General features: G+C 71.0%; 9 protein-coding genes. 5 read left to right on the forward strand and 4 right to left on the reverse strand.

Annotation, left to right across the window (positions count from 1 at the left end):
• Window positions 1–109 precede the first annotated feature (109 nt).
• Window positions 110–907, reverse strand: a complete 798-nt coding sequence (locus tag NR810_RS12220) for a hypothetical protein (protein WP_257451661.1) — start codon at window positions 905–907, stop codon at window positions 110–112.
• Window positions 908–1,054: 147 nt separating this feature from the next.
• On the opposite strand from NR810_RS12220, the gene NR810_RS12225 reads away from it, so the two are divergent.
• Together NR810_RS12225 and NR810_RS12230 are read left to right on the forward strand one after the other, a co-directional pair.
• A complete protein-coding gene (locus NR810_RS12225) occupies window positions 1,055–2,470 on the forward strand; it encodes an IgA Peptidase M64 (protein WP_257451663.1) in 1,416 nt (471 codons plus the stop codon).
• 104 nt (window positions 2,471–2,574) lie between these two features.
• The gene (locus tag NR810_RS12230) at window positions 2,575–3,033 is read left to right on the forward strand and encodes a DUF2267 domain-containing protein (RefSeq protein ID WP_257451666.1); all 459 of its coding nucleotides are present in this window, start codon (window positions 2,575–2,577) and stop codon (window positions 3,031–3,033) included.
• Window positions 3,034–3,084: 51 nt separating this feature from the next.
• On the opposite strand, the gene NR810_RS12235 is transcribed toward NR810_RS12230, so the two are convergent.
• Entirely contained in the window at window positions 3,085–3,873 is a 789-nt protein-coding gene (locus tag NR810_RS12235; RefSeq protein WP_257451670.1) for an SIMPL domain-containing protein, read from the reverse strand.
• Between the two features lie 480 nt (window positions 3,874–4,353).
• On the opposite strand from NR810_RS12235, the gene NR810_RS12240 reads away from it, so the two are divergent.
• Complete coding sequence (locus NR810_RS12240; RefSeq protein WP_257451671.1) at window positions 4,354–5,325, forward strand: PDR/VanB family oxidoreductase; 972 nt, start codon at window positions 4,354–4,356, stop codon at window positions 5,323–5,325.
• Window positions 5,326–5,333: 8 nt separating this feature from the next.
• Here the strand turns inward: NR810_RS12240 and NR810_RS12245 are convergent, their stop codons facing one another.
• The gene (locus NR810_RS12245; protein ID WP_257451672.1) at window positions 5,334–7,130 is read right to left on the reverse strand and encodes an AAA family ATPase; all 1,797 of its coding nucleotides are present in this window, start codon (window positions 7,128–7,130) and stop codon (window positions 5,334–5,336) included.
• A gap of 201 nt (window positions 7,131–7,331) precedes the next feature.
• Here NR810_RS12245 and NR810_RS12250 point away from each other — a divergent pair, with 201 nt between their 5' ends.
• Window positions 7,332–9,083 (forward strand): PilZ domain-containing protein, encoded by a 1,752-nt coding sequence (locus NR810_RS12250; protein WP_257451673.1) that lies wholly within the window; start codon window positions 7,332–7,334, stop codon window positions 9,081–9,083.
• Window positions 9,080–9,823: a hypothetical protein gene (locus NR810_RS12255; protein WP_257451674.1), complete on the forward strand. Its 744-nt coding sequence runs from the start codon at window positions 9,080–9,082 to the stop codon at window positions 9,821–9,823. Before NR810_RS12250 ends, NR810_RS12255 begins: the two co-directional genes overlap by 4 nt.
• Window positions 9,824–9,894: 71 nt before the next feature.
• Here NR810_RS12255 and NR810_RS52090 read toward each other — a convergent pair whose 3' ends face one another.
• Window positions 9,895–13,542 carry a two-component regulator propeller domain-containing protein gene (locus tag NR810_RS52090; RefSeq protein WP_306818081.1) on the reverse strand — a complete coding sequence of 1,216 codons (3,648 nt, stop codon included), beginning with the start codon at window positions 13,540–13,542 and terminating at the stop codon, window positions 9,895–9,897.
• Between the last annotated feature and the right edge of the window lie 66 nt (window positions 13,543–13,608).

The raw sequence follows: 13,608 nt of genomic DNA on the forward strand, positions 1-13,608 counted from the left end.
GCGGTGTAACAGACCGGCCCAATGGAGGCGCACCGTGCGCTTCTGTTGGGCCGGTCCCGTCTGGTTTGAACTCACTGATTGTGCTGGTTCGAGAGAGGGCGCGTGCCACTCACTGACCGAACGACTGGGGCGGCAGCGACCTGGCGCTGAATGAGGGCAGGTAGCATTTGCCCTGGTACTCGAAAAGATCTTCCGGGCACGGGGCCTTGAGCTCATGAGGCGCCCAGCAGGCGCCCACCAGTTCGACCTCGGTGTAGCGAGTGCAGGGGGGACGCTTCTGCCCTTTGAGGGGCTCGCGCGGCAGCGGCCGGGCGAGTTCGGATTGTCCTTGGGGCGTGGTGTCCGCGAGCCAGGCACGGAAGTCGGAGTCCTGGCTGTCCCCCTGTACGTCGTGGCTCGTGAGCACGGGTAGAGTCCGCTCCATAGGCTCCGGGTTGCTCGACGGCAGGGACACGGGCGCCGGACGCATCAGCACGAAGAGCAAGGCACACACCGACGCAGCGCTCGCCACGCCCAGACCCAGACGCCACCCGAGGCGCGACTCGTGGGTGTTGGGGAAGGCGCGAGCCATGCGCTGCACCCCCTCGTGCACACGCTCGAACAAGAACGTCAGCGCCTCCACCGAGTGCTTGTCGGGGGCCACGGACCAGGGGGTGTGCACCACCTCCATGGCAACGCAGCCGGATGAGGCCGAGGAGATGAAATGCACCCTCCAGTCCTTCAGTGGTACCGCCCCCTCCTCGTCGGCGGGCTTGAACACGAGGGCCGTCGCCCCGCTCGTCTCGTGCGTGGCCCGGTAGAGTTCCCCCTGCTCGTGAGCGGACTGCGGCACCTGCTCGTGAATCTGGTACGGCCCCAACCGCTCCGCTTCCTCCCAGTTCGATTCTGGCTTCTTCTTCTCGTCCATGCGAGTTCCTCGCTGGCCTCCCGTCCGCTGAGGCCCGAGGCTCTTGTTCGCATGGAGCCGGGCCGTTGTTCCAGGAGGTGCTCGGTGCAATCAGGCGGTTCCTACCTCCCGGGACGTCCTGACGCCGTCTCGGGTACGTTCCCGGCCATGAACGTCCTGCTGGCCCTCCTGCTGGCCGCGAGCACTCCCGCTCCGGCACCCGCGACCTTCCGCGTCGACTACTTCCACACCGGCAACGCCACCGAGGAGCGCTTCAGCCTCGACCGCCTCGTCGTGGAGCCCCTCCCCTGGCCCGGCAATCCCTCCCGCTCCATCGACGAGACCAACCTCGGCAAGTACCTCTTCGAGGTGCGCGACCGCGATACCAACCGCATGCTCTACTCGCGCGGCTTCGCCTCCATCTACGGCGAGTGGGAGACCACTCCCGAGGCCCGTGAGGTGAATCGCACCTTCCACGAGTCCCTCCGCTTCCCCACCCCCGAGAAGCCCGTCCAGGTCATCCTCAAGAAGCGCGCCAAGGACAACTCCTTCCGCGAGGTCTGGAGCCTCACCGTCGACCCCAAGGACATGTTCGTCGACCCCTCCGCCCCCGCCTCCCCCGGCCCGCTCGTGAAGCTGCTCGAGAGCGGCCCTCCGGCCGACAAGGTGGACCTGCTCATCCTCGGCGATGGCTATACCGAGAAGGAGCGCGCCCGCTTCGAGAAGGACGCCCGGCGGCTCGTCGACATCCTCTTCACCTTCTCCCCCTTCAAGGAGCGCAAGTCGGACTTCAACGTCTGGGGCCTCATGCCCTCCTCCCGTCAGTCCGGCATCTCCCGCCCCTCCACCGGCATCCACCGCGATTCGCCCGTCGGCGCCACCTATGACGCCTTCGGCAGCGAGCGCTACGTCCTCACCTTCGAGAACCGCCGCTTCCGCGACATCGCCGCCTTCGCCCCCTACGAGTTCGTCGAAATCCTCGTCAACGGCAACACCTACGGCGGCGGCGGCATCTTCGGCCTCTACAGCACCGTCGCCGCCGACAACCTCTGGTCCCCCTATGTCTTCGTCCACGAGTTCGGCCACCACTTCGCCGGCCTCGCCGACGAGTACTACACCTCCGACACCGCCTACGCTCCCGCCGAGGATCGCGTCGAGCCCTGGGAGAAGAACGTCACCGCCCTCAAGGACCCCGCTCGCCTCAAGTGGAAGGACCTGGTCGCCGCCAGCACTCCCCTCCCCACGCCGTGGAAGAAGCAGGAGTACGAGGAGCACGCGCGCAAGGTGCAGGAGCAGCGCCGCCGCATCCGCGCCGAGCGCCGCCCCGAGTCCGAGATGGATGCCCTCTTCACCTCCCAGCGCGACTGGGAGGAGTCCTTCCTCTCCCAACAGCAGTACTCCGGCAAGGTCGGTGCCTTCGAGGGCGCCATGTACGAGGCCCGCGGCTACTACCGGCCCCAGCTCGACTGCGTCATGTTCACCCGCGACCGCGTCCCCTTCTGCGCCGTCTGCCAGCGCTCCCTCTCCGAGGTCATCGACCTGTACTCCGGCAAGGGCTCCAGGGCCTCCAAGCCCTCCCCCTGAGGCTGCCCTCCCGCTCTCCAGCCATGGGACCCGCTTCGTCCCGCCCCCGCTGCCGCCCGGGTAGGACGTCACCAACCTGACAGGGAAAGGAGGCGGACACACCCATGGCCATGATGCACAATCAGGAGACGGAGTCCTGGTCTGGTGAAGGTGTAGGAACGAGCGTGGAGTCCTTCCTCGCGCGCATCAACCGCGAGGTCCCCGAGTACTCCCCGTCCGAGGCGGCCGACGCCGTGATGAGCGCGCTCTGCGAGCGGCTCCCCGGTGGGCTCGTACAGGAGCTCAAGGAGCAGTTCCCCGAGGGGCTCCGCAGGCTCTTCGAACGCAGTTGGAAGGACCGCACTGCTCCCGCTCAGAAGTTCGACAAGGACGACTTCTACCTGGACATCGCCGAGCGCATGCAGATCGAGGCCGAGAACGTCCGCCTCGTCCTCCACGTCGTCTTCGCCTCCATCCACTCGCAGATCACCGAGCGGCTGGCCGAGAAGATCGACAGCGAGCTGCCTCCCAACATCTCCGGCACCTGGAACGCCGCGCGCCGCGCCGCCGACCTGCCTCGCTGAGTCTCCACCAGGCCCCGGTGGGCCCTCCCGCCCCCGGGGCCTTCCCCTGCCCTATCGTCCCTGCCCCTGCCCCGGCTCGATGGCGAACACCAGCGTCACCCGCGCTTGGATCGTCTGCTCCTGGGGTTGGATCGGCGTCGTCGCGTCCTGCGCCGCCTCACTGGCCATCGCGAAGCGCGCCACCACCGGAATGGGCCGCTCCGGCTCCGTCACCGTGCTCGCGTCCAGCACCGGCCCCAGTCTCACCCCCAGCGACGTCGCCAGCACCTGCGCCGATTGTCTCGCACGCTCCACCGCGTTCCTCAACGCCTCGCCCTGCGCCACCTCCGGCTTGCTCAGCCCGAAGCGCACCGACTCCACACGGTTCGCCCCCGCCCCCAGCGCCGTGTCCAGCAGCACCCCCACCCGCGCCAGCTCGCGCACGTGCACCTCCACCGTGTTGCTCACCCGGTAGCCCCTCAGCTTCGGCGCCTCCTCCGGCTTCGTCGGCGGGTGGAACTCCGGGTACACCGTGTAGTTGCGCGTCTCGATCTCCCCCCGCGGTATCCCCGCCTTCACCAGCGCCTGCACCACCTTCTCCATCTTCCTCGCGTTCTCCTCCGCCGCCGCCTTCGCCGTCGGCGCCAACGTCTCCATCCCCAGATCGATGAAGGCTTCGTCCGGCCCCACCTTCACCTCCCCCAGCCCCTCCACCCGGATCGTTCTTTCGCTCCTCGCCACCAGCGGGACCGTGGAACCCGGCGCCGGCGGAGGGGGGACCTTCGGCTGTGCCACGGCGACCGTGGACAGCGTGCTCATCAGTAGGACGGGCAGCAGGGTTGTGCGCAGCACTCCGGGCATCGACGTGCCTCCTCACAGGTGGGCTCACTCTCAAGGTGGGACGTCCGCGGGGCGTGAGAGTGTTCCGCCCTGGGCCAGTATGCTCCGGTCGCTCGGCCGGGAGGGACTCGGGTTGATCTCGGGATGACCCTCACCCCAGCCCTCTCCCAGAGGGAGAGGGAGCAGACACGGGTTCAACCCGGGGGACGGATACCCTCACCCCCGTCCCCTCTCCCGATGGGAGAGGGAGCGGTTCGTCGCACGGTGGCTCCTCATCCCCTTGTCTCTGGCCCTACAACCCTTCCTCCTCTGTATCGCGCCAGGGCTGTGTTCCCCGGTTCTCCAGATGAAATTGATGAACCCGACGGTGTCCTCCGCCTAGCGAAGGGCGAGCCCTCAGGTGCATTGCCACCCCGAAAAGCACTGCCCATCCTCACGACGGCCAGACCGGGGGTTCTCGATTCACCCGGCGAGGCCCTGTCGTCGAGGGGGGAAAACACCGTGGCCCATCACACCCTGCGCCTGCGCGTGCGGCGCATCACGCCCGAAGCCGAGGGCATCCTCTCCTATGAGCTCGTTGCCTCCGACGGCGGCCGCCTGCCGCCCTTCGAGGCCGGCTCCCACCTGGATGTCCACGTCCCCGGTGGTTTCCTGCGGCAGTACTCCCTCTGCAATGACCCGGAGGACACCCGCCACCGCTACGTCATCGCCGTTCAACGAGATGATCACGGCCGCGGCGGCTCCCGCGCCATGCACGAGCTCGTGCGCGAGGGCGACGTGCTCACCACCAGCTACCCTCGCTGCGACTTCCCTCTCCTGTACGCTCGCAGCTATGTGCTGGTCGCGGGCGGCATCGGCATCACCCCGCTGCTGTCCATGGCCTATGTCCTCCGGCGCCAGCGCGTCCCCTGGCACCTGCACTACTGCACCCGCTCGCCCGAGCGCACCGCCTTCCGCTCGCGGCTCGTCTCCTCCTTCGCCGGACGCGTCACCTTCCACCATGACCAGGGAGACCCCTCCCAGGGTCTCGACGTGAAGGCCCTGCTCGCCACCCGCACCGGCGGCACCCGCCTCTATTGTTGCGGCCCCGCCGGCCTCATGCGCTCCGTGCGCGAAGCCGCCATCCTCCACCAGTGGCCCCGCGAGAAGGTCCACTTCGAGGCCTTCTCCGCCGAAGCCACCGGCGCCATCACCGACCGGGCCGACACCGAGTTCCAGGTCGTCGTGCGCAGCACCGGCGCCACCTTCCCCGTTCCCCCAGGGCGCACCGTCCTCAATGTGCTCCGCGCCAACGGAATGCGCGTCCCCAGTGACTGCGAGGCCGGCTCCTGCGGCACCTGTCTCACCCGCGTCCTCGAGGGCGAGCCCGACCACCGCGACTCCTTCCTGCCCGAGCCCCAACGCACCACCTGCCGCAACATGCTCGTGTGCGTCTCCCGCGCCCGCTCGCGCAAGCTGGTGCTGGACCTGTAGGCCCCCCCTCATTCTCCGCGTATCCGGCGGCCCAGCCACGCGGAGACCGGCGCTGGCAGGCCCTGGAGCACCACCTCGCGATAGAGCGCGTGGGAGAAGCCTCCCTCGTGCACCACCCCCGCCGCGAGCAGTTCGTCCCACCGCCCGGCCAGTTCCACCGGTTGGAGGCCGAGCACCTCGGCGGCCAGCTCCAGGGAGAACCGCTCCCGGGCCACCGCCAGGGTGCGCGCCAGTTGCAGCGCCGTGGGGGACAGCCGCGCCAGCCGCCGCGAGAGCAGTGCTCCCACCGTGTCCGGCACGGGCAGCCGCTCCGGTGGGGTGGGGGCCAGCTCCCCGGACTCGATGAGGTGCTTGAGCGTCTCCACCACGAACAGCGGGTTGCCCCCGGTATGGTGGGCGAGAGGATCCGCCAGGGCCTTCGCTCCCTCCACCTCCGTTCCCCACAGGAGCTGGCCCACCTCCCTGGAGGTGAGTGGCTCCAGTTCCACACGGATGGCGAGGCCCGCGTCCACCAACCGGGTGATGAGCCGCTCCACGTCGGGTGAGACATCCCACGAGCGCAGCGCGGTGATGAGGCGGGGCAGCTCCAGGGCCTCCGGCAGCCGGCCCAGGAGGTACGCGGTGACCTCCAGGCTGGCCAGGTCGCTGGAGTGCAGCTCGTCGACGACGAGGGCGGCGAGGCCCCGGCCCGCCAGCCGCATCAGCTCCAACTGGGCCTCGAAGAAACGCGGCCGGTCCAGCTCGGGGCCGCTCGGGACGGGCGCCTCCCCCATCTCCGGCATCACGCGCGCCAGCTCCCGCTTCACCCAGGCGGGAAGCGTGAGCCCGGGCTGTCCGGCCAGCAGCGTGCGCCACCATCGCACGCACAGCGAGTAGGGCACCGCGCTGTCCCCCGGCCGGGCTTCCAACAGCAGCGTGCGCTCGCGCCGGGACGCGGCGAGCTCGGTGAGGAGGCGGGACTTGCCCAGGCCCGGAGCGCCGGAGATGAACACCGCCTGCCGCGCGTTCCAGGCCTCCTCCAGGCGGGCCCACACCCGCTCCCGCCCGGCCAGCACACGCGGACGCAGCACGGACGGAGGCACCTCCCGCCGCGTCCGCGCCGTCCCCACCCAGGGCGCGGCGCCCGTCTCGATGAGCCGCGCCAGCGCGTGCGTCTCCTCCGCGGGAGCCACGCCCAGCTCGCGCTCGAGCACCAGGCGGCAGCGGTCATAGGCACGCAGCGCCGCACCGCGCTCCCCCAGGAGCAGGTGCAACCGCATCGCCCGGCGCCAGGCTTCCTCCTGGGTGGGGTCCTCGTCGAGCACGCGCCGGTTCCACTCCAGCGCGGCATACACCGCGCCCGCCCGCTCCAGCCGGGCCGACTCCTCCTCGCGGGCGCGCTGGCGCAGCTCGTTCACGCGGCGGCGCTCGCCGTGCACCCAGTCATCCAGCTCCGGGCTGTCGTCGTAGTCCAGGCCGGAGAGCAGCTCTCCCTCCATCCGCGCCACCTCCGAGGCACGTCCGGCCGAGGCCCACTGCTCCAGCAGCACCACGTCCACCCCTAGTTGGGGCACCAACCGCAACACGTCCTCCTCGCCCTCCACGAGCGCCACCGCATGCGTCTCGCGCAGACGCAGCAGCAACTGGCGCAGGGCGGCACGGGCCGTCGTCACGGGCGCCTCCGGCCACAGGAGCGCGGCCACGTGCGCGCGGTGCTGGGCACCCTTCAAGGCCAGCCGCGCCAGGAGCGCGGCTGCCTGGCGTCCCAACCTTTCGGACCGCCCCTCGGGACCGTGCAGGGTGGCGCCCCCGAGCAGCCGCAACATCCACGCTCCAGCCTCGGGGTGCGGGGGTGGGGTCTTCCGGCGAGCGACTCTTCGAGAGGTCCCCTCCATGTGAATCCGCTAGTACGCACTCCTGTCATGCCCTGGGGAGGGGGAGCGTGACGCGAGACCCCTCGGGGCGGTCACGCCGCCGTGACGCCCCGCCTGCGACAGAGCCGCCCGCACGCAACGCGGAGAAGGGTCATGAGGCAACAGCTCGCGGAAGCACGGCTCCAGGTGGAGTCCACACCCGCAGTTCCAGGAGAGCGCACCCTCCGGGAGGACATCACCGCCCCGGAGCGCATCCGGTCCCTGCTGGCGGCCGTGGCCGCCCTGGGAGGCAAGGGGCTGCTGCGCCGCGACGGCCGGGCGGTGCGCGTGACGCTGGAGCGCGTGGACACCGGCGCCGGAGCGCTCCACTGGCGCACCGTGCCGGGCGAGGGCTGGGGCCCACCGCCCCACGAGGTGGAGGTGGTGGGCTACAGCTCGGTCCTCCACCTGCGCCTGGACGGGGGCACGCGGGAGGCGGAGCGGTACGTGACGCCGCTGCCGACGCGCCTCGAGCGGGTGCGCCATCGCCACCACCAGCGCTTCCCGGCGCAGCCGGGCACGTGCCTCCAGCTCCCCCTGCCCGGATGGCTCGGCCGGGAGCGCGAGGTCGTCGATGTGTCCTTTGGCGGGTTGGCGCTGAGGCTCCGGCCCGGAGAGCAGCTCGCGCCGGGCCGGGTGTTCCAGCCCGTCATGCTGGTGGCGGAAGGCGGTGAGCGGCTCTTCCTGCGCGCGGAGGTCCGCCACGTGTCCACGGGCCTCGAGGGGGACACCGTCTGTGGCTTCCGGGTGGAGCCCCTCTCCGGGCGTGACGCGGAGCGCTGGTGGAGCCTCGTGGCGCGGGCAGCCTGTCCCATGGTGCGCACCGACGGAGCCCTGGTGGAGGAGATGTGGCGGCTCTTCATCGACTCGGGCTACTTCAACCTGGCGGGCCGTTCGGCGGAGTGGTTCGAGGAGCAGCGCACGCACTTCGTCGGCCTGGGGCGGCGTGCCGCGCACCTGCCGCACATCCTGAGCGAGGCGGTGTGGTGCTCGGAGCGGGGCGTGGAGGCCACCATCTCCGTCATGAAGCCCTACCGCTCCCTGTGGCTCCTCCACCAGCTCGCGAAGCGGCAGGGGGGCTCGCGGGCCGAGCGCATCCCGGGGCAGCTGCTCCGCGACCTCTACGTGCGCATGTTGGAGCACGCGCGAGGCGACCCCGGTCTCCGCTGGCTGGCGGCGTACATCGAGACGACGGTGCCCTTCATCCACCGCACGCACGTCGGCTTCGCGCAGCGGATGGCGGGCAGGGCCGGGGTGCTCCTCCTCCCCCTGCGGATGATCGACGTCCACTGCGCCGAGCTCAGCGGGCAGGGCGCGGAGGGCCTGGACATCGGTCCCGCGACAGCCAGCGAGCGGGTGCTCCTCGCGGAGGAGATCGCCCGGACGCGGCCCGCCAGCTACGTCGAGGCCCTGGACCTGGGCCCCGAGGCCCTGGACCTGGAGGAGGGCGCCCGGCCGTGGCGTGACGCCGGGCTGGAGCGCGAGCGGCACATCCTGGTGGCACGCCGCGAGGGAAAGCCGCTCGCGGCGGCGGTGCTGGAGCTGGGGCAGCGCGGGACGAACCCCTTCCTCCTGCTGGATGCCACGCGCCTGTTCCGGCTCGACCAGGAGGGAGGAGCCGCCTGCGTGGCGCTGCTGGACGAGGCACGCCGCTGGTACGCCCGCCGGGGGCGCGAGAGCTTCGTCTTCATGCGCGAGGACGGCGACGGCAGCTACGCCGCGGCCGCCCGCCTGCACGAGGACTCCGCCGGCGCGGAGCCGTGCCTCTGGATCATCCCCGCAGACCTCGTGCCCGAGTTCCTGGAGCACGTTCACGAGCAGACGGTAGGCCGTCTGCCCCATACCCACGAGAAGGAGTCGTCATGAACCTGGTGAAGACGCAGTACCTGCCGCACGTGCTCGAGACCCGCGCGCGGCTGGAAACGGACCCCGTGGTGCGCCAGCTCCTGTCGCCGGACATCTCCCCGGCGCTGCTGGAGCGCTTCCTCATCGAGTGGTCGGCGCGCGGTGCGTACATGACCGAGCCGGTGGAGGGGTGGATCCGCGGCGCGGGCGAGCGCTGCATCGCGCTCGGACAGGAGAAGCTCGGCCAGCAGCTCGTCACCCACGCGCGGCACGAGTCCGGGCACCACCTGATGACCCTCGAGGACGCCCGGGTGCTCGCGCGGCGCTGGAACACGCGCTACACGCAGCCGCTCGACGTGGAGGCCCTCATCGGCCAGCAGCCCACGGAGGCCATGCGCCAGTACCGCCAGGTGCATGACGAGGCCCTCTCGAGCGACCAGCCCATCGGCCAGGCGGCCATCGAGTACGAGGTGGGTTACCTGGCGGTGGTGCTGGTGCCGCGCATCCTGGAGCAGGTGACGAAGGTGCTGGGCAAGGAGACGACGGACCTGCTCACCTTCCTCAACGAGCACGCCGCGGTGGACGTGGGTCACACGGCGCTCAACGAGCGGATGATGGAGGAAGTCCTCTCCCAGAAGCCGGAGGAGGCCCGCCGGCTGGCCGGGTTCGGCGCGCGGGGGCTGGACTGCTACCTGCGCTTCCTCGACGACTGCCTGCGCGCGTCCCGAGGCACCTGGACCGCTCGGAGCGCGGCGGCCTGAGCCCCGCCTGAACCGGGAGCGCCGTCCCCGCTGCCAGGGATGGCGCTCCTCACGGCCTCACACCCGGGCCCTCACGCCGCCTGGCCCGGCTCCGCGTTGCGCGCCTTGACCACCCAGTCGCGCACCTGCTCGCGCAGCTTCTGCGGATCGAATGGCTTGTCCACCCGCGCGTTCTGCACCTGATCCATGAACGCCCGCGCCGCCGGCGTGAAGGCACCTCCGGTGAGGAACACCATCCGCCGTGCCACCTCGGGCGCCGCCGCCGTCAGCTCCGCGTGCAGGTCCATCCCCGTCAGGTCCGGCATCATCAGGTCGCACAGAATCACGTCCAGCTGCTGCCCCTTCGGACCCTTGAGCAGCTCCAACGCCTGACGCGAGCTCGTCACCACTTCCACGTCATGCTCGCGCGCCAGCGTGCGCCGCACCGCCGAGCTCACCATCACATCGTCGTCCACGATCATCACTCGGCCACGCACGCGCACACCCTCCTGCTCTTGTTGCACCGGACGTACTCCCTGCTGGGGCTGGGGGGCCACGGGCGCCACCGCCACCTTCAGTGTCACACGAACCACCGTGCCCTTGCCCGGCTCACTCTCCACGGTGATGTCTCCCCCCATCGCAGTGATGTAGCGATGACACAGCGCCAGGCCCAACCCCGTACCCACACCCACCGGCTTGGTGGTGAAGAAGGGGTCGAAGATGCGACCCAGGACCTCGGGCGGTATCCCACACCCCGTGTCCCGCACCTCCGCCACCATCCGCTCCCCGTCCCGCCGCGTCACCAGCCTCACCTCGTTGCGCGCCGCCTGCCCCTCGGGCAGCGCCTGCGCCGCGTTGATGATGAGGTTGAGGAACACCTGTGCCAGCCGGGACTCGTTGCCGTCCACCCACGCGGAGTCCACGTACTCCTTCTCCAGCCGCGCCCGCGGGGTGAGCTCGTTGCCCGCCAGCTTGGCCGCCGAGTCCAGCACCGCGTTCAGGTCCACCGGCCCGCGTGACTCCTCGTCGCCCCGGGAGAACGTCTTCAAATCCCTCACGATGCGCCGCACCCGGTCCGCCCCGTGCCAGGCCTCGCGCAGCGCCCGATCCATGTCCTCCAGCCGCTTGCGGCCCGGTGCGTGGGCGGGCAGCTCCTTGCCCAGCGCCGCCGCCTCCGTGCTCGCGAACTCCAGGTTGGAGACGATGTAGGCCAGCGGGTTGTTGATTTCGTGCCCCACGCCCGCCGCCAGCGTGCCCACCGCCGCCATCTTCCCCGCCTGCACCAGCTGGGACTGGGCCTGGCGCAACGCGCGCAGGTTCTCGTCCAGCTCGCGGTTGGCGGCCGCCAGCTCGCGCGTGCGCTCCTCCACGCGCGCCTCCAGCCAGCGCTCGCGCCTCTTGAGCCGGACCGCCTTCAGCGCGTACCCGCCCAGAGCCACCACCCCCAGCACGCACAGGGCGTAGAACCACTTCGTCTGGTAGAAGAGCGGAATGAGCTTCAGCTTCACCACCGCGCCGGGCTCCGTCCACACCCCGTCCCGGTTGGCCGCCGTCACCACGAAGCGGTAGTCCCCCGGCGGCAGGTGCGTGTACGAGACGGCGCGCCGGTCCTCCGCGTCCACCCACTCCTTGTCGTACCCCTCCAGCTGGTAGCGGATGGGCACCCGCGTGGAGTCGCCCAGCGACAGCGCGGTGAAGCGGAACTCCACGTCCCGCTGCCCGGGCTCCAGCACCAGCCCGCCGGTGGCCGGCACCGGGCCCGGCTTGCCCTGCACCCGCACCTCCTCCAGACGGGGCTCGGCCGGCGGCCAGCGCACCACCACCTCCGCCGGCTCCACCGCCACCACGCCCCGCAGCGTGGGGAACCACAGCCTCCCGTCCCTCGAGCGCCACCCCGCGGGGAACATGGCCCCGTTGCACTCGGAGCTGCGCATGCCGTCGCGCCGGTCGAAGATGAGCGGCTGCACCGTGGTGCGCTGGCCCTGGGCCACCTCCTCCAGCTCGCGCCGCGACAGCCGGGAGATGCCCTTGTTGCAGCTCATCCACAGGTGCCCCTCCGCGTCCTCGAGGATGCGGAAGACGGCGTCGTCATAGAGCCCCTGCGCGGTGGTGAAGCGGGTGAAGCGCCCGCCCCGCAGCAGGGTGAGCCCCTTGCTCGTCCCCACCCACAGGCCTCCCCGCGGGTCCGCGTACACGTCCAGCACCCGGTTGCCCGTCAGCCCGTCCGCCGTGGTGTAGCGCGCGAAGGTGTCGCCCGACAGCCGGTACAGCCCCGAGAAGGAACCGAACCAGAGCGCCCCCTCGGAGTCCTCCGCGACGGAGACGACGGGCTGATCCGGGCCCCCGCGCTCCGGACCGAAGTACGTGAAGGTGCCCGCGCGCAGGCGGCTCAGGCCCTTGCTGGTGCCAAACCACACGTCCCCGCGCGAGTCGACGAAGAGGGAGAAGAGAACCTCGCCCACCAGCCCCTGCTCCTCGCCCACCCGGGTGAAGCGCTGGCCGTCGTAGCGGAAGGCGCCTCCCGTGGTGCCCACCCACAGCGTGCCCTCCCGGTCCTCGGCGAGCGCGCGCACGTTGCCCTGCGGCAGCCCCTGCTCCGGGCCGAAGACGGTGGTCACCCCGTCCTTCATCCGCGCCAGCCCGCCCGAGAAGGTGCCCACCCACAGCGCACCCTGCCGATCCTCCATCACCACCGAGGTCAGCTCATCCGGAATGCCCTCGGGCTGGCCGAAGGAGACGAAGGTGCCGTCGCGCAGCCGGTTGAGCCCGCCCGTCATCGTCCCCACCCACAGGGTGCCCTCACGGTCCTCCAGCAACGAGGGCACGCTCGCGCCGGACAGGCCCTCCTTCAGGCCGAGCACCGCGAAGGTCTCGCCCGCCCAGCGCGCCAGCCCGCCCCCATCCGTCCCCACCCACAGGTTGCCGTGCCGATCCTCCACCAGCGAGAGCACCTTGTTGGCCGGCAGCCCGTCGCGCGTGGTGAAGAGCCGGGTCCGGCCCTCGTCCAGGCGGATCAACCCTTCGTCCGTGCCGATCCACACCGACTTGTCATGGGCCTCGAGCAGCACGCGCACCGACGAGCGGCCCGGGGGCCCGGCCGGCAGACGCACCGGCTCCAGGTGCTCCCCGTTCAGGCGCACCAGTCCCCGGGCCGTCCCCGCCCAGACGGTGCCTCCATGGTCCACCAGCACCGCGCGCACCCGCTCGTCGGGCAGTCCCTGCGCGGCGCCGTAACGCCTCGCCCGCCCGTCCTCGAGGGAGAAGAGTCCCTCGTCCACGCCCACCCACAGACGGCCGTCCGCACCGGGCGCGAGCGCGCGCACCTCCACTTCTCCCGGCCCCGACTCCACGTCCACGCGCTGGAAACGGCCCTCCCGGTACGAGACGAGCCCCCGCACCGTGCCCACCCACAGCGTGCCCGCGGCGTCCTCGGCGAGCGCGCGGATGACCTCGTCGCGCAGCTCCGGCGTGTTGCGCCTGTCATAGGTGGTGAAGTGCACGCCGTCGAAGCGGACCAGGCCCTCCCACGTGCCGCCCCACAGGTAGCCGTCCCGCGTCTGCGCGAGCGTGAAGACGGTGTTCTGCGGCAGCCCGTCCTCGTCCTTCCAGAAGTCGTGGCTGTACTGGGTGACGCGACGGGTGGGATCCAACGCGAGCGCGGGCCCGCCCAGGCCCAGCATCAACGCGATCGCCAGCCCCAGCAGGCCGTGCACCCTGTCTCGCCGCATTCCAGCCAACATGTGCCATGTCCGACACTCCGGGAGCAAACCCGGATCTCAACGCACCGCGGTCTGACAGGCGGGCGC

Origin of the sequence: Archangium lipolyticum, assembly GCF_024623785.1 — a bacterium.
Classification (GTDB): Bacteria; Myxococcota; Myxococcia; order Myxococcales; family Myxococcaceae; genus Archangium; species Archangium lipolyticum.